This is a genomic window from Candidatus Krumholzibacteriia bacterium (assembly GCA_029865265.1).
GTDB lineage: Bacteria > Krumholzibacteriota > Krumholzibacteriia > WVZY01 > JAKEHA01 > JAKEHA01.
On the sequence record JAOUHG010000047.1, the window covers coordinates 1 to 17,110 of the forward strand.

A 17,110-nucleotide genomic window follows, 5' to 3' on the forward strand; every position below is an offset into this window, starting at 1 on the left:
CCTGGGCGACGCCATCGAAGTGGCCACCGCCATGTTCGAGGGTTCGCAGGGTGGCGACAAGGTCATCATCCTCATTACGGATGGTGAGAACCAGACCGGGGATCCGGACGCCGCCGCCCGCCTGGCCGCGGAGCAGGGCATCCGGGTGTTTGCCATCGGGCTCGGCAACCCGAAAGGCGAACTCATCCCGGAACGCGGACCCGATGGGACCGTAGTGGGATACAAGAAGGACGCGCGCGGCCAGACCGTGCTGAGCCGGCTCGACGAGGCCACGCTGCAGCGGGTGGCGCAGGCCTCCGGCGGGCAGTATCTTCCCGCCACCAGCGACGGGCTGGAGATCCAGGCCGTGTACGACGCCATCGCCGGCATGCAGCGCAAGCTCATCAAGGGAGAATTCGTGGAGAGGCGCAAGGAACGTTTCGTGTTTCCGCTGGCGGCGGCGCTGTTTCTCCTGCTGCTGGACGCGATGCTGACGACGCGCGCGTCGGGCAGCCGCAACCGTGTGCTGCACACGGGCATGGTCGCCCTCGCGCTGGCCGCGCTCGGGCTCCTGAACACCTCGCCGGCTATGGCCGGCTCGGTGAAGCGGGGGCAGGTGCGAGCGGGCAACAAGGCCTACCACAACGGCGACTACGGCAAGGCGTTCTCCATGTACCGCGAGGCGCTGGGCGACAGCACGCGCCCGCCGAAGGACGCGCAGGGCGTTTTCTACAACGGCGGCAACGCGCTCTACATGGACGGAAAGTACGAACCGGCGGTGGAGTACTACCAGCGCAGCTACTCGCCGGACAGCCTGCTCACCGGCCGCATGCTGTACAACCGTGGTAATGCGCTGCTCAAGGGCGGACGCGCGAAAGAGGCCATCGAGTCCTACGTGCAGGCGCTGCAGTACCTGCCCGACGACGAGGACACGCGCCACAACCTCGAACTCGCGCTGGCCATGAGCCAGCAGCAGCAACAACAACAGGAGCAACAGCAACAGCAGAAGGGTGACCAGAACGACCAGAGTCAGCAGAAGGATCAGAACCAGCCGTCGCAGTCCGACTCGACCTCGTCGTACTCGCAGCAGCAGCCACAGGACGGCGACCAGGACGAGCAGCAGCAACCGCCGCCGGACTCGACGCAAACCCGGCAGCAGCCCGATTCCTCGCGGGCGCAGCCCCAGGAGGCCGATTCCACCATGGCGCCGCTCACCGAGGAGCAGATGCGCCAGCTTTCGCCCGAGGATGCCATGCGCATCCTGCAGGCGCTCGAGGACCGCGAGCAGGAGTTGCAGAAGGAACGGCGCAAGGCCGCGTTCCGCAAGTTGAAGCGTTCCGGGAAGGACTGGTAACCTGTGCGCACGATGAAGGGCACAATTCTGCTGCTGGTGGCGGTGTTCGCCGCGGCCGCCCTGGTGGTGGTGCCGGCGCGTGCGGACGACGATGTGCGCGTCAGCGCCACCGTCAGCCCGGCGACGGTCTCGGTGGGCGAGCAGGTGATGTTGACCATCCAGGTGCAGGGGAAGTTCCGGCGCTCGGTGTCGCCCGAACTGCCGCCGCTGGACGACTTCGACATGTTCGAGGCCGGCACCTCGCAGAGCTTCTCGTTCGTCAACGGACAGGCGTCGTCGTCGATCACCTTCAATTACGTGCTGGTGCCCCGCAACGAGGGTACGTTCCTCATCGAACCCATCCGTTTCACGGTGAGCAACAAGCAGTACAACGCCAACCCGGTGACGGTGACGGTGGTGGCCGCTGCATCGGGCGTGACCGCGCCACCGGCAGCCGCAACCCCGGACGCGACCCCGCCGGGAGACCTTCCCGGTTCGGACGAGAGCATCTTCGTGGCGGCGTCGGTGAGCGCCGACACCGTCTATGTCAACCAGCAGATCACATGGACGCTCGGTTACTACACCGACGGCCGCGTGGAACTGCTGCGTAGCCCCAACTATTCACCCCCCGCCGCGGAAGGCTTCTGGGTGGAGGATCTGCCGCCGCAGAACAAGTACTACGCCAACCTGCACGGCCGGCAGTACCTGGTGTCGGAGATCAAGCGTGGATACTTTCCCACCGCGCCCGGCGTGTACACCATCGGCGAGGCACGCGTCGATCTGGTAGTGGACGACGTGCGCTCGCGCGGGTCCGTCAACGACTTCTTCTCGCGCGGTCTGCGCGGCGGTTTCGGCCAGCAGCGCACGCTGCAGACGGACCCCATCCAGGTGGTCGTGCTCCCGTTGCCGGGGCGGGGCAAGCCGTCCGGATTCGAGGGCGCGGTGGTGAGCAACCTCACCGTGTCCACCGCGGTGGACAAGCAGGTGGTGCAGGTGGGCGAGCCGGTGAACGTATCGGTGGAGATGAGCGGCATCGGCAACATGCGCACGCTGATTCCGCCGGCGCTGGACAAGCTCAACGAGTTCAAGGTGTACGAGTCCGGCTCGTCCACGGATTCGTTCAAGAAGGACTACGTGGTTTCGGGACGGCGAAAGTTCGACTTCGTGCTGGTGCCGCAGGCGGAGGGCCGTTTCACCATTCCGCCCGTGTCGGTGGCGTACTTCGACCCCGTGAAGGGAAGCTATGCGGTGGCGAAGTCGATTCCGGTTCCGCTCGAGGTCAAGCCCGGGACCCCGGAGGATGCGCGCAAGCTGGTTTACGCGGGCGGCGGTGACGACTTCCGTGTGATCAACCGCGACATCCGCTTCATCCACTCGCCGCCGGCCAACCTGACGGTGGCGTCGCCGCCGTTCTATGCCAGCCGGTTGTTCGTGGTGCTGCAGGCGCTGCCCGCGCTGGCCGTGGCCGCGTCGCTGGTGATCGAGCGCCGCCGCCGCCGGCTGCGCTCCGACCTGGGTCTGGCACGCGCCAGCCGCGCCCTGCGCGACGCCGACCGCCGCATTGCCGGCGCCGCGAAGGCGTTCGGCGCCGGCCGGCGTGACGACGGTTTCTCCCTCCTGCAGGGTGCGGTGCTCGGTTACTTCGCCGACCGTATGAATGTTCCCCAGGCCGCGGTGACCAGCAGCGACATCGATGCGTATCTCGATAAACGCGGCGTCGATACGGAAGTCGCCGCGGCCGTCGGCCGGGTGGTGGCGGCGTGCAACGTGGCGCGCTACGCCGCCGGCGCCGCGGAGAGCGTGGACGGCTCGGCCCTTGCCGCCCAGGCACGGGGAGCGCTGGCCGCGGTGGAGAAGGTGCTGCGATGAAGGCGGGTTTGCTGGCGCTTGTGATGCTGCTGTGGGTGGCGCCACCCGCGTTGGCAGCGGACGATGGCGCGCCGCTCGAGGCGGTCTTCGTGCAGGCCAACCAGGCCTACGAAGCCGGGGACTACACCGCAGCCATCGAACACTACGAGGATCTCGCCGCGCGCGGGGTCGTGAACGCGGATCTCTTCTACAATCTCGGCAACGCGTATTTCGAATCCGGCGAACTCGGACGTGCGGTGCTGTGGTACGAACGCGCCCGCCGGACCGATCCTCGCCACGAAGATGCGCGCGCCAATCTGGATCTTGCCCGCTCCATGCTGCGCGACAAGCAACTCGTAGTTGAGCAAAGCCGCCTGCGCGCCGTGCTTCTGGCGTGGCACCGTGAAACTACCGTGGTCGAGTCCGCCGCGCTTGCCACCGGCTTCTACCTGCTGCTGTGTCTTCTTTCCATCCTGTTCATCTTCCGGTACGAGCCGCGCGTGAACGACTTCCTGCGCAGGATGTCCATCGTGTCGCCGGGCCGCCTGTTCGGGCTCGCGCCCGGACAGGACGTGGCGCTCGCCATGTCGGTGGTCTTCGTGGTGGGGTCGATGTTCGCCGGGTCGTCGTGGGTGAAGATCCGCGATGCGCGCGAACAGACGCACGCCGTGATCGTGGCCGGTGAGGTGTCCGTGTTCAGTGGGCCCAGCCGCGATGCCACGGTACAATTCAAGGTCCACGAAGGGACCGCGGTTTCCGTGCGGGAGTCCCGTCCCGGGTGGCTGCGCGTGGATCTGTCCGGCGATCTAAGTGGTTGGATCGATGCCGGCGCGCTCGAGCGAATTTGACGCCCACTCGAAGTCGACCGCGATCTCCGTCTGTCCGATTCTGATCACATCGCCGTGCCCGAGTGCCGCGCGCTCGGCGCGAACACCGTTGACCCAGGTGCCGGTGGTGCTGGCCATGTCCTCCACCACATACTCCCCGCGATCGTTGAGAATGCGTGCGTGGTAGCGCGCCACGTCGGCGTCCTTGATCTCGATGTTGTTGTCGTGCTCGCGACCGATAGTCAGCGTGGTTTGCAGGAGCGGGATCGACTGACCCGCGTGTGGGCCGCTCACGAAAACCAGGCTTGGCGGGGCCGCGGGCACGCCGGGTGCCGGCGGACTCCCGGCGGCGGGTTGTGCCTGTCGCGCGCCGGCGTCGCTCTGGCGCTTCTGATCGCGGCCGAATTCGTCGATCCAGTCGTGCGGGTTCTCGAACCCGGCGCGGGTCTTCTCCCCGGCGGCGGACTGGCGCAGCACGGGCCTGCGTGAGGCCGCCTCGTCGACGGGTGCGGCGGCCGCCGGCGTCGCCGGGGCCGCCTCAACGGCCGGCGCGGGCGGCGCAGGTGCCGGCTCGGGCGCGGCGGGGACCTCTGCGGCGGCCTCTGGCGCCGGGGCAGGTTCGGGCTCCGGCGCGGGCTGGTGGACCGGCGCCGGCTCGGGGGCCGGCCTGGGTGCCGGTGCGGGTGCGGCGGCGCGAGGCGCCTCAGGGGCGGGCGCCGGCTCCTCGATTTCGGGCGCAGGCGCCGCTTCCACTACCGCTGCCTGGGTCTCGGTGGCTTCGGCTGCCGACGCCACCGGGGCCGCATCCTCCATGGCCGCGAGGGTGTCTCGCACGCCGCCGATGCGCGCACGGGCTGTTTCCAGCCGGGCTTCGACTTCGCCACGGACGGACGCGGCCTGCTCGTCGGAGAACTCGCCGATCTTGTGCCGGAAGGTCACCTCGGCGAGTTCCTCTTCGATTGCCTCCAGCGCCCCGTTCTCGTCCCGCAGCAGCGCCTCGTAGCGATTGCGGAAGCTGTCCAGCTCCGCGCGCAGCGGCGTCATCTGCCCGCGCAGGGCGTCCAGCTGGTGGTCATATTCGGCGCGGACCTTGTCATAGACCCGGCGGGGAACGGAGCCGCGCTCCTCTTCGGCGCGGCGCAGGCGGTCGCGAACCGCCTCGAACTGCGAGAGCAGTTCGCGGTATTCGTTGAGGCGCTCGTCGAGGTTGGGGCTATCCTGTTTCGGCGTCTGGCTCATGAGATCCGCTCGCTTTCAGTGACTGGGTCGCTCCGGGGCGCTCCTCCCCCGGCTCGGGGCGGGAGCAGCGATCGTCTTTTTGCGTAAACCGTGCCAAACGGGCGTTCTTGGCACCATTTAAGCAATAGAGCCGCCGGGGTGGCAGGAACGGTTGACGGGACGGCCGGGTTCCGATAGCCTGAACCTCCCCCCGGGGGAATCGACTCCACATGCTGACATTGGAATTCGCATCATTGAGCGATCGCGGGAAGGTCCGCCTGAACAACGAGGATGCCTGCGGGCACATCGTGCCGGCGACGCCCGCGGAATTGGCCGAACGGGGGGCGGTGTTCGTGGTGGCGGATGGCATGGGCGGACACCGGGGCGGGGAGATCGCGAGCCGGATCGCGGTGCGCACCATCCTCGCCTTCTACGCCGCCGACGGTGAACAGAACCGTTCCCAGGCGCTCGCCTTCGCCTTCCGCGAAGCCAACAAAACCATCATCGAAGAATCCGTCGCCGACTCGGCGCTCTTCGGCATGGGCACCACCTGCACCGCGCTCGCCCTGCACGACGGCCAGGCCTACTTTGCGCACGTGGGTGATTCGCGCGGCTACATGCTGCGCGCCGGCGTGATCCAGCAGATCACCAACGACCACTCCATTGTCGGCGAGATGGTGCGCTCTGGAATCATCACCGATGAGGATGCGCGCCACCATCCCAAGCGCAACGTGATCACCCGCTCGCTGGGTGCGCAGGAAGACACCGCCGCCGACGTTCCCACCTCGCCGCTCGCCATCCAGCGCGGTGACGTGTTCATGCTGTGCTCCGACGGCCTGACCACGTACCTGTCCGACCAGGACATCGCGACGATTCTGTCCGAGAATGAGCCCGATGAGGCCTGCCGCAAGATGGTGGCCATGGCCAATGCGGCCGGCGGGCGAGACAACATCACCGTGCAGGTGGTCGTGGTCCGCGAAACGTAATCTGCCGCCCGCCCCCCGCGCCTACAGGCTCGCGCTGAATCCCAGGAAGAAGAGAGTGCCGTTGCCCGCGTGGAAGGCCGCGAATACCGAGGCATTGCGGGCAATCTCCGCGCTGGCGCCCAGGCGCACCTCGACGTCCACGTCCGAGTCGAAGCCGTCGTTCCCCGGGGCGTCGTTGTCGACGAAGTCCATGGCCAGGTACACACCCCCGTAGGGCACGATGTCCCGATCCCCGTCCACGGTGAAGGTGCGGCTCACCAGGGCACCCAGCGGCACCGCGATCAGCGTGTAGTTTGAATGTGCCAGCACGCCCGCGCCAAACTGGACCGCAACGTCGACAGGTGTGGTGTCGTCCTGCCGAACCGCGAGGTACTTGTAGTCCGCGCCCCCGCCAAAGCGGTGGGTGTCGTCGGACCCCGGTCCGGTGTCGAGATCCTCGTAGATCACTTCCAGCCCGATGTCCGAGTGCTGTGACGCGTTGAACCGCCCGAAGCCGACCACCCGGAACAGGTCGTCCCCGAAACCGAGCGCAATACCGAGCACCGGCGAGTCGTCGGGCACGGGACGCGCGCCGGGCATGGAGTAAAACACCTGGGCGTGTGCGCCGGCGGCAAACGCCGCCAGCAGCGCCAGTGCGGCCAGTCCGATGAGTCCGTTCCGCCTGATTGCAGTCGCCTGTTTCTTGTTGCGCATGAGCCGACTTATAGCAACCGCGGCGGCGAATCGACAACCCAAATGCCCGGCGCGGGCCCGTCCCGGGGTGGTGCCGGGCGCGGTGTCCCGGTTCCCCCGGTGGCCTGGGAATTGCAAATAGCTCCATGGACGGCATCTCGAAGGCATAAGCCACTGTCAAAAAAAGAGATAAGTGGTGCGGCCGACGCGCGGAGACGGCAACTTCAGGCATGGCTTGCAAATGGCAATACACGTCGCGATAGAGGGTTACGACTCGCTCGAGCAGATCGGCGTCGGCGGGATGGCCGCTGTGTACAAGGCGCGCAAGATCTCGATCGACAAGATCGTTGCCATCAAGGTGCTGTTCCCGTACCTGGCGGCCGACGCGAGCTTCGTGGACCGCTTCCAGCGCGAAGCCAAGGCCGCCGCGAGCATCCAGCACGACAACGTGGTCAATGTCGTCGACTTCGGCGAGAGCGACGGTTCGTGCTACATCGTCATGGAGTACTACGACGGGCAGACGCTCGAGGACCTGATGAAGGCACGGCCGGGCGTTCCGGTGGAAGTTGCCGCGCAGATCCTGCTGGAAGTCGCGTACGGCCTGGAAGCCGCCCACAAGCGCGACATCGTCCACCGCGACATCAAGCCCGCCAACATCATCTACACCCGACAGGGTGGCATCAAGATCGCGGACTTCGGTCTCGCCAAGAAGTCGGACTCGGTTTCCATGATCACGCAGCACGGCAAGGTCATCGGCACCCCCGCGTACATGTCGCCCGAACAGGCGGCGGGACGCCCGGTGGGACCGTCCAGCGACATCTTCTCGCTGGGCGTGGTCGCCTACGAGTTGTTCGGCCGCCGCAAGCCCTTCGAGGGCAAGACCTACTCGGACGTGATCGAGAAGATCCAGACGGCCAACCCGCCGGCGGTCGACGTGGTCAATCCGCTCATCGATCCCGAGTTCGAGCGCGTCGTCACGCGCATGCTGGCCAAGGACGACCGCGAACGCCCCGCGGATGCCGCCGCTCTCATCACGGATTTGGAAGCGGCCATGGAGAAGAGCAAGATCGTGCGCGACCGCCGCAGGCTGTCCGCGTACATCGAGGATCCCGACGGCTACGACGCGCGCAGCGCCGAGAAGGCCATCACGCAATGCCTGTCGCGCGGCACCTTTTACATGCAGAAGGGCGAGGATCACCTGGAAGACGCACTGCTGGAATTCCGCCGCATCCTCTTCCTCGATCCGACCAACGAGCGCGCGCGCAAGAATCTGGAGCGCATTCGCAGCCAGCGCGAAGACGCCGGCAAGACGGTCACCCTCGATGCCCAGGGTGGGGACAGGGTGGCGTCCGGCAGTTCCGCGGCGCGTGGCGCCGCCACGCAACGGTCGCGTGCCCGGCGCGGGCCGAGACGCGCCGCGCGCGGTTGGATGTTTGCGGTGGGCGCGGTGGGTGTGGCCGGATTGGTCGTGGCGATGCTGTGGGCGGGACGCAACCCGGGGGCCGCTTCATCGGCCGCGGGGCGGTTGCTGGCACCGGGACCCTCCGCCATGAACGAGTCGTCCCTCGACCTCGCGGCGGTCCCGCAGGGCGAGGCCGCCCTGGCGGCGGCGGAGTCGACGCGCGCGGAACCGGATGCCGTCGCAGACAGCACGCGGCACGACACCCGTCCCGCACAGAAGCCCGTCGAGAAGGAGACGCTGCCGGTGGCCGCGGTGACTTCCGGCAACGACAAGACCGCTGCACAGCCTCCCGCGCCCGGACCGCAGGTGACATCCGGGGCGAAGGAGAAGACGCCGCGCAAGCCGGAGCCGGCGCGGACCGGGACGCTCTCCGTGTTCTTCCTCGGCGGCGTGGGTGAGGTGACGGTGAACGGGAAGCGCTTCGATCACTTGCCACCCTTCGAGGGAGTCGTGATGCCGGCGGGAACGTACCGCATCGCGTGCCGCATGAGCGGCGAAGAGAATCCGCGCGAGATCGTTGTGGCGATCGCGCCCGACCGTGAGACGGTGATCGAATACGAAGTGGGCGGCGAGCCGGTCGCGAGCTTCGCGGACCAGGAATAGAGGTCAAGGCATGAATATCAACTGGCGCAGGATAACGAGTGTGGTGCTGCTCATCGCGATGACGACGTCGATGCTGGCCATGTCCCGCCCGGCGTACGCCGGGGACGCCACCGAGGATCTCAAGCAGATCGAGTACCGCTACTACTTCCGCGGCCGCTATCAACAGGCCATCGAGGCGCTGCAGACCTATCTGGCCCGCGTCGATCTCAAGGCAACCGATACGCTGCGCGCGCGCGAGGTGCTGGCCGCGTCGTACGTCCTGGGCGGCGCTCCGGCGATGGGCAAAGAAGTGTTCTCTCAGGTGATCATGACCGACCCGGAGTACCCGGGACCGGATCCAACCGTCTTCAAGCTCGAGGTCGTGAACGCGTACGCCGAAGCGCGCGCCGAGTATGCGGCGCGCATGCTCAAGACGGTTCCCGCGCAGGATCCGGCCCTGGCCGCCGCCGCCAATGATCCGGCGCCGGCCGAACCCGCCGGCAAGCCGATCTACAAGAAATGGTGGTTCTACGCCGGTGCCGCCGTTGCTCTGCTTGCGGTGGGCGCGGCGGCGGGGAGCGGCGGCGACGGTGACTCGCCGGCCGCGTCGACCGGAACCGTCGTGGTGGGGGTGAGGGTCCAGTGAGGCTGCGCACCCGCATGATCCTGTTGATTGCCGGCCCGGTGATGTATGCCGTGTCGTGCTCGTCCCCGAATGCGCCCGCGGAACAGGGCAGTCTCGTGTTTCGTTTCGAGCCATCGCCGCAGGCGGCTCTGGTGGCGGCCGGCGGTGTGGCGGACGTGTTCGACTCGGTCGCGGTGTGCGTGTTCCGTTCCGGGTCGCCCATTACGGCGGAAGTGCGCCAGGGTGCCGCCATCGGCGTCGATCCGGTGGAAATGCAGATCGGCTGCATCGCGGAACCGAACAAGCGTGTGAGCGTGGAGTTGTTCGCCTCCGGTGTGATGCTCTACTACGGGGTCAATGAGGACGTCGACGTGGCGGCGGGAAAACGCACCAGCGTGATCGTGGACGCGGTGCCGTTCTTCGTTCCGGCGCTCACGGTGACACCCGGCATCGTCTTCGACGGCGCATCCTTCAACCTGTCGTGGCCGTCCACGCAGGGCGCGCAGACCTACCGTGTGGAGGCGAGCGCCTCGCCCGCGTTCTCCACCATCGAATGGAGCCAATCGCTGGCGGAAACGCTCACCACCGCCACGCTCCCGCCGGGCTCGCACTACTTCCGTGTGGCGCCCGAGACGCCATACGCCACGGGGACATTCGCCGGCCCGGAGTTTCGCTACGTGCTCGGGGGCAGCGGCGGCCTGGTGGTCACCGGCCTGAGCGCGGTGGGCGTGATTCCCGGCGAGACATTCTCCATCTACGGCGAGAACCTCGACTTCCCCGACGTGCAGGCGGCGATAACCGCCGAGCCCATGGAGATCGTATCCGCCTCCTGGGGCGCGCTCACGGTGCGGCTGCCGCTGGCGGCGCGGTCGGGGTACATTTCGGTTGCGAGCTCGCTCGGCGCCGACACGTCCAGCGACCCGCTCATCGCCCAGCGTCTGGCCTACGTCAGCGCCACGGGTCTGCTGGCGGGGGCCTACAACGAGGTGCTGTGGGAGAACGGCGACGACATCGAGTGGAGCGGGATTGTCTACGTGCCCCTCGCCGACCTCGACACCCGTGATATGAGTGTCTTCGACGTCATCCTGGTGGCGACCGACACCGGGACGGATGTGTCCAACTGGGGAGGCGGACGCGCGGATCGCGCCGAAGCCATCACGAAGTCGGGGGCCACCGTGCTCGCCATCGGCGATGGCGGGGCCGCGTTCATGCAAATCGTGTCGCCGCCGTTTTCCAGCGCCACCGTGCGCACCATCAACCAGACCTCGTGTTACGCCGCGGCGCCGGCCGCGCCGCTGTTCACCTCGCCGCATCCAGTGACGGGCGGCGGGAGCCAGCAATGGATCGACATGTGCCAGAACCCGGAACGCACCGTTTCGTTCGACATCAGCTCCCTGTTCAAGCCGGCGGGCGTGTCGCTCTACGCGACCACAGGGCTGCTCAACGACCGCTGGTCGCTGGCCGATGCGGTGGTGACAAACAATTCGCGGTCGATCCGCCACACGTTCTGGGGCATCGCCGCCGACCCCCGGGGCTTCACCTCGGACGGGAAGGACTGCCTGTCCAACGCGGTGTTCCAGCTCTACAAGGAGCGGCAGAGCCCGGCGCCATCCGCGCCGGCGCGCTGAGCGCCCTGCCGCGCGCTTGACACCGCCATCGCGTTGCCGCACAATGCCTGCATTGCGCGGACACGCTCCGCATTCCCGTCACATTCTCCTATTTGTTGTGAGTCGAATCATGAATGGATTCCGTTGGATCGTTGCGGTCGCCGCCCTGGTGGCGTCCTGTCTGTACGGTTGTGGCAAGTCATCCGAGCAGCGCACCGGCGCGGCTGCGGATTCGACGGTCGCGGTGCCGTCGGCCATCAGCGCCGCACTGGAGGCTAAGGGGTTCAAGGTGGTGCAGGACGGCCCCGCGCCGTCCCAGCCCGCGGGCCGCAAGGCGTCGCTGGTGGTGTACCGCACCCCCGACGGGAAACAGGGGGGTGTGGTGTACGCGCTGCGCCCGCTGGACCTTCCCGACGAGCGCGTAGGGTGGCACTGGTACTTTGCCGACGCGGCTCCGGACTCCGCAGCCCTCGCCGAGATCAACCGCGACGGGCTGTGGGACGTGCGCATCTACTTCCGCGGGCGCACCGTGGAGGCGATCCAGGGCGAGTCCTTCTCGCTGCTGGGCCGCGAGCGGCGCGGCATGGAAGCGATGAACGGCGCCGCCTCGGCGCCCGCCGCATCGTGGAAATGTTTTGACGGCGATTCCACCAGTGCCTGGCAGTCTCCCAGGAGGGACGCCTTCATCGACGTGCCGGTGCCACTGGGAATCCAGCGCGCGGAGCTGGACGTGCTGCTCGCCGCTGAAGACCAGCCCGGTAAGATCACCGTGTACGCGGATGGGCGCAAGCTGCAGACGCTGGAACTCTCGAGCACGATCGCCCGGCAGACCTTCCGGCTCGACCCGGACGTGCGCACCGCGGCCGAAATCCGGCTCGAGGTCGAGGGGGGCAAGGGGGACTCGGTGGCGGTCAGCGAACTGGAGATTCGGTAGGAACTTCCGGGGCGCGTACCGGGGTCTCACTGCCCGGCACGAGATCCTTCAACACTTCCAGGAAGGCATTGGCCACCCGGGGATCCAGCTTGGTTCCACTGGTGGTGATGATCTCGTCGACCACCGTCTGGTGGGTGCGCCGCTTGCGGTAGGGACGGTCCGACGTCATGGCGTCGTACATGTCCGCCACCGCGATGATGCGCGAGATGAGCGGAATCTGCTCGCCCTTCAATCCATCCGGATAACCGGACCCGTCGTAGCACTCGTGGTGGTGCCGGATCAACGGCACGATCGGGTGCATCTCGCCCAGCATCTCGATCATGGATGCGCCCACCTGCACGTGGCTGCGCACGCGGTCCATTTCCGACTCCGAGAGCTTGCCGGGGCGGTTGAGCAGGTCGTCGGGCACGCCGATCTTGCCGATGTCGTGGAGCATGGCGGCGAGGTAGAGGTGGTGCTTCTCCTTGGTGGACAAGCCGAGCCGGTCCGCGACCATGAGCGCATAGCGGCTCACGCGCGTGGAGTGACCGGCGGTGTACTGGTCCTTGGCCTGGATGGTGCGGACGAGTGTCTCCACCGTATTGTAGAACAGGCCACGCAGATCGTCGTAGAGACGGGCGTTGTCCACCGCGATTGCCACTTTGAGAGCGACGGCGGAGAACAGCGCCAGGTCCCGTCGCGAGAACGCGCTGGCCTTGTGTGAATCCACGTAGACGATGCCGAGCACCACGCCCCGGCTGACCAGCGGCGCGCACATGGCGGAGCGGACCGACATGCCGGCGATGCTGCGCGAGTGAATGAAACGTTCGTCGACCAGCGCGTCGCTGGAGATGATCGATGTCTTCTGGCGCACCGCGGTCTGCAGAATGGTCTGGCTGACCACGATCTCGGCGTCGTCGGTGTCGGGGCCGCCCGGACGGCGCGCGTAGGGCGCCAGCCCGCCGGTGTTCTTGTCGATGAGGAACACGAACCCGCGCGACGCGGGAACGCTCTCCATGATGATGCCCAGCAGATTGTCCAGCAGCGCCTGCAGATCCTCGATGTTGCGAAACGCGCTGTCCGCGTTGTAGAGCACCTGCAGTGCCCGCTGCGCGCTGGCAGGATCGCTTCCCAGCCCGGCGAGAAACTCCCCGGTTCCGCTGGATTCCGCCGGACCGGAGGCGGTGACGGTGGACTTGCGGGGCTTGGCGTCGATGGACACCGTAATATTGAGCGGCGGCTTCTGCTCCAGGATGGACGAGTTGGCCGCCTCCACCAGCATGCCGATGGCCGCGACGATCAGTTCGTCGCCGGGGGAGAGGCGGGCGCGTTCCACGCGCCGGCCGTTGAGATAGGTGCCGTTGGTGCTGCCCAGATCCTCGATGTAGAACTCGCCGTCGTCGAAGGTGATGCGGCAGTGATAGCGCGATATCGCGGTGTGGTCGAGTACGAGCTTGTTCTCCGGATCCCGCCCGATGGTGAGCGGGAGCTGTGCGGGTGCCAGGGGCACAAAACGCCCCTTGGAAGTGCCCGATATCAGTCTGAGGTGCAGCATGGTCGTGGGCGGGTGCCCCGCCGGCGTAGGGAGCTAGCAAGAATCAGGACAACCGCACCGGGGGACGCGGCCCGGCCGCACGGCGCGTCGCGGACCTGTAACTCGTTGAAAAATCACGTGGCTCTACCGGTGGGGGGAGGTTGGGGGTTGACACACAAGATATTGGGGTCTCAATATGGTCAATACGCCGCGAATTGCACGTCCGCCATCTTCCAAGGAGCGAACATGATCACCCTCGTCGAGGCCCCGATGCTCAATTCCAACGCCCTGCGCGTACTCGAAAGCCGCTACCTGCGCAAGGACGACACCGGCAAGGTGGTGGAAACGCCTGAGCAGATGTTCGCACGGGTGGCGGAGAACATCGCGTCGGCCGAAGCCAGCTATGGCGCCGACGAGCGCGAGCGGCACCACTGGGCCGAAGTATTCCGGCGCACCATGGCGTCGCTCGATTTCCTCCCCAATTCGCCGACGCTCATGAATGCCGGAACGGACATTCAGCAGCTCTCGGCGTGCTTCGTGCTGCCGGTCGAAGACTCGATGGAAGCGATCTTCGATTCGATCAAGCACACGGCACTGATACACAAGAGCGGCGGCGGCACCGGGTTCTCCTTCTCGCGGCTGCGCCCGCGCAATGACACCGTGCAGAGCACGCAGGGCGTTTCCAGCGGTCCGGTGTCATTCATGGGTGTGTTCGATGCCGCCACGGAAACAGTCCGCCAGGGCGGGCGTCGCCGGGGAGCCAACATGGCCATGCTGCGCGTGGACCACCCGGACATCCTCGACTTCATCGACTCGAAGAGCGCCGACGACCGCCTGAACAACTTCAACATTTCGGTGGCGGTGACCGACCGCTTCATGGAAGCGCTGCTGGAGGGCGGGGACTACGAGTTGATCAACCCGCGTACCGGAGCGGTGACCGCCTCGCTCCCCGCCATGGATGTCTTCCGCCGCATGGTCGACCGCGCATGGCTCAACGGCGAGCCCGGTGTGATCTTTATCGACCGTATCAACGCCAACAATCCCACCCCCGCGGTGGGGGCCATCGAGAGCACCAACCCCTGCGGCGAGCAGCCGCTGCTGCCCTACGAGAGTTGCAACCTGGGGTCGGTGAACCTGGCCCGCTTCGCGCGCGGCGAGATGGGCAACGCCGAAGTCGATTTTGCGCGCCTGCGCGAGGTGGTCGCGGTGGCGGTGCGCTTCCTGGACGACGTCATCGACATGAACAGCTACCCGCTGCCGGAGATCGAGCAACTCACGCGCGCCAACCGCAAGATCGGCCTGGGTGTCATGGGTTTCGCGGATTTGCTCATCCAGATGGGAATCGCCTACCAGTCGCCGGAGGCGGAGGCAATCGCCGAGGACATCATGTCGTGCGTCAACCAGGCTGCCATTGAGGCGTCGCAGGCACTGGCGAAGGAGCGCGGGGCGTTTCCCAACTTCTCCCGCAGCGTGTTTGCGGAGCGCGGGGAGGCGCCGCGCCGCAACGCCACCGTCACCACCATCGCGCCCACCGGGTCCATCAGCATCATTGCCGGCGTGGCCAGCGGGGTGGAGCCGTTGTTCGGCGTGGCCTTCAAGCGCCGCATTCTCGACGGGGCGGAACTGGTGGACGTGAACCCGCTGTTCGAGCGCGTGGCGCGCGACGAGGAGTTCTACTCCGAGGAACTCGCGGCGCGCATCGCGCAGGATGGCCACGTGCGCGACATGGACGAGGTGCCGCGCCGCTGGCGCAACCTGTTCCAGACCGCGCACGATGTGACACCCGAGGGGCACATCCGCATACAGGCCGCTTTCCAGAAGCACACCGAAAACGCGGTCTCCAAGACGGTGAACCTGGCCCACGAGAGCACGCGCGAAGACGTGGAAGAGACCTTCCGGCTGGCGTTCCAGCTCGGGTGCAAGGGCGTCACCATCTATCGCGACGGCAGCCGCGACATGCAGGTGCTCAGCACGGGCAAGGCCGCACCGGCACCCGGCGCGCGGCGCGAGCCGCGCCCGCGTCCCGAGAGTGTTTCGGGACGCACCACGCGCATGGAAACCGGATGCGGCAACCTCTACGTGACCACCAACGAAACCTCCGACGGGCCCTTCGAGCTCTTTGCATCTATCGGCAAGACGGGCGGGTGCGCGGCCTCGCAGACCGAGGCCATCGGGCGGCTGGTATCGCTCTCGCTTCGCTCCGGCGTGGACCCGAATGCGGTGGCGCGCCAGTTGCGCGGCGTGCGCTGCCCGTATCCGTCGTGGAACCGCGGCAACAAGGTGCTCTCGTGCGCCGACGCCATCGGCCAGGCGCTGGAAAAGTTCGTGGAGGCGTCGCAGCCGGCCGTGTCGCAGAACGCGGCAGGCAGCGCGCCCGAAATCGACCGCGCCGAACGCCTGGCCGGCAACTGCATCGAGTGCGGCAATGTACTGGAGTTCGAGGGCGGCTGTGCGGTCTGCCGCGTCTGCGGCTACTCGCGCTGCTAGCGAATTCGGCGTATCCGCACCCCTTCCCAACCGGGCGCTTGCGCAAGCTGCACCCATTGTGGTAGGGTGCTTCCGCTTCCGGTGCCCCACGCGCCGCGCCATCAATGCCACTACAGACACCTGCCGCGCCACCGGATCGTAGCCGGGTTCCCGGTTTCGTTGGCAACAACCGAACGAACGCAGAGAGGGTAGACGCATGAAACGCTGGATGTGTATTTCGCTCGTTATCGCGAGCATGATGGTGATCACCGCGGCCGCGGTGGCACAGGACGAGAAGAGTGCAGAGGCGAACCCTGCCGAGATGGCGGCCTGGATGGCGGCAATGACGCCGGGCGAGCACCACGAGCACATGAAGAAGCTGGCGGGGAACTTCGACTACACCATCAAGATGTGGATGGATCCGTCGGCCGCGCCGACGGAATCCACCGGCAAGCGCAGCGCCGAAATAGTGCTGGGTGGTCGCTACCTGCACGAGACGTACTCCGGGAGCGTCATGGGCATGCCCTTCGAGGGTGTGGGGCTGCTCGGTTACGACAACGTCGGCAAGCAGTACGTGTCCACCTGGGTGGACAACATGAGCACGGGTCTCATGACCGGGCACGGCACCTGCAGCAAGGACGGCTGGGCGATGACCAGCGAGAGCCTCGATCCCGTCACGGGAAAGCCGGTGACCTCGAGGACCAAGACGTCCATGCCCGATGCCGACACCATCGTCATGGAGATGTTCATGTCCGGGGAAGACGGCAAGGAGTACAAATCGATGGAGATTACCTGCAAGCGCAGCAAGTAGCGCGCAATCCCGGCAATTGAACACGAGGCCCGTGCGGGTGCACACCCGGCGCGGGCCTCTTTATTTGCAGGCGCACGCGATACCGTTCCTCCGCTCATGGTCCTCGCCCGAAACATTTGCGTTGTGGCCGGGAGATTGTCCCCGAGCGGATCGTATCCGCCCCATCCCGCTCCGAGCGGTCGTTAGAAGGCGTAGGTCAGTTCATGGGCCCGGTTGACCCGCAGCGCCCGGGTTTCCACACGCCGAC

General features: G+C 66.9%; 13 protein-coding genes. 10 read left to right on the forward strand and 3 right to left on the reverse strand.

Annotation, left to right across the window (positions count from 1 at the left end; all coding sequences use genetic code 11):
- The 3 genes from OEX18_14265 to OEX18_14275 all read left to right on the forward strand — a co-directional run.
- Positions 1 to 1,333 (forward strand): VWA domain-containing protein (locus OEX18_14265; GenBank protein MDH4338434.1); only part of this gene is annotated, 1,333 nt, incomplete at its 5' end.
- Between the two features lie 12 nt (positions 1,334 to 1,345).
- Positions 1,346 to 3,181 carry a BatD family protein gene (locus OEX18_14270; GenBank protein ID MDH4338435.1) on the forward strand — a complete coding sequence of 612 codons (1,836 nt, stop codon included), beginning with the start codon at positions 1,346 to 1,348 and terminating at the stop codon, positions 3,179 to 3,181.
- Positions 3,178 to 4,008, forward strand: coding sequence for a tetratricopeptide repeat protein (locus OEX18_14275; protein ID MDH4338436.1), 831 nt, complete (start codon positions 3,178 to 3,180; stop codon positions 4,006 to 4,008). The genes OEX18_14270 and OEX18_14275 overlap by 4 nt, the downstream gene beginning before the upstream one ends.
- Here the strand turns inward: OEX18_14275 and OEX18_14280 are convergent.
- Positions 3,967 to 5,226 carry an FHA domain-containing protein gene (locus OEX18_14280; GenBank protein MDH4338437.1) on the reverse strand — a complete coding sequence of 420 codons (1,260 nt, stop codon included), beginning with the start codon at positions 5,224 to 5,226 and terminating at the stop codon, positions 3,967 to 3,969. The genes OEX18_14275 and OEX18_14280 overlap by 42 nt on opposite strands.
- A 209-nt stretch (positions 5,227 to 5,435) precedes the next feature.
- On the opposite strand from OEX18_14280, the gene OEX18_14285 reads away from it, so the two are divergent.
- Positions 5,436 to 6,191 (forward strand): Stp1/IreP family PP2C-type Ser/Thr phosphatase, encoded by a 756-nt coding sequence (locus tag OEX18_14285; GenBank protein ID MDH4338438.1) that lies wholly within the window; start codon positions 5,436 to 5,438, stop codon positions 6,189 to 6,191.
- A 21-nt stretch (positions 6,192 to 6,212) separates the two neighbouring features.
- Here OEX18_14285 and OEX18_14290 read toward each other — a convergent pair whose 3' ends face one another.
- On the reverse strand, positions 6,213 to 6,884 hold the full coding sequence (locus OEX18_14290; protein MDH4338439.1) for a hypothetical protein: 672 nt from the start codon (positions 6,882 to 6,884) through the stop codon (positions 6,213 to 6,215).
- Positions 6,885 to 7,104: 220 nt separating this feature from the next.
- Here OEX18_14290 and OEX18_14295 point away from each other — a divergent pair, with 220 nt between their 5' ends.
- From OEX18_14295 to OEX18_14310, 4 genes are all read left to right on the forward strand, one after another.
- Positions 7,105 to 8,928 (forward strand): protein kinase, encoded by a 1,824-nt coding sequence (locus tag OEX18_14295; GenBank protein ID MDH4338440.1) that lies wholly within the window; start codon positions 7,105 to 7,107, stop codon positions 8,926 to 8,928.
- 10 nt (positions 8,929 to 8,938) lie between these two features.
- Complete coding sequence (locus tag OEX18_14300; protein ID MDH4338441.1) at positions 8,939 to 9,553, forward strand: hypothetical protein; 615 nt, start codon at positions 8,939 to 8,941, stop codon at positions 9,551 to 9,553.
- The gene (locus OEX18_14305) at positions 9,550 to 11,160 is read left to right on the forward strand and encodes a hypothetical protein (GenBank protein ID MDH4338442.1); all 1,611 of its coding nucleotides are present in this window, start codon (positions 9,550 to 9,552) and stop codon (positions 11,158 to 11,160) included. The genes OEX18_14300 and OEX18_14305 overlap by 4 nt, the downstream gene beginning before the upstream one ends.
- A 109-nt stretch (positions 11,161 to 11,269) precedes the next feature.
- Entirely contained in the window at positions 11,270 to 12,073 is an 804-nt protein-coding gene (locus OEX18_14310) for a hypothetical protein (GenBank protein ID MDH4338443.1), read from the forward strand.
- Here the strand turns inward: OEX18_14310 and OEX18_14315 are convergent.
- Positions 12,051 to 13,607 carry an FHA domain-containing protein gene (locus OEX18_14315; GenBank protein MDH4338444.1) on the reverse strand — a complete coding sequence of 519 codons (1,557 nt, stop codon included), beginning with the start codon at positions 13,605 to 13,607 and terminating at the stop codon, positions 12,051 to 12,053. The two genes, OEX18_14310 and OEX18_14315, sit on opposite strands and share 23 nt — an antisense overlap.
- Before the next feature lie 225 nt (positions 13,608 to 13,832).
- Between OEX18_14315 and OEX18_14320 the strand changes: the two genes are divergently transcribed.
- Together OEX18_14320 and OEX18_14325 are read left to right on the forward strand one after the other, a co-directional pair.
- Positions 13,833 to 16,073, forward strand: coding sequence for a vitamin B12-dependent ribonucleotide reductase (locus OEX18_14320; GenBank protein ID MDH4338445.1), 2,241 nt, complete (start codon positions 13,833 to 13,835; stop codon positions 16,071 to 16,073).
- A 196-nt stretch (positions 16,074 to 16,269) separates the two neighbouring features.
- Positions 16,270 to 16,863 carry a DUF1579 domain-containing protein gene (locus tag OEX18_14325; GenBank protein ID MDH4338446.1) on the forward strand — a complete coding sequence of 198 codons (594 nt, stop codon included), beginning with the start codon at positions 16,270 to 16,272 and terminating at the stop codon, positions 16,861 to 16,863.
- The last annotated feature ends 247 nt before the right edge of the window (positions 16,864 to 17,110 follow it).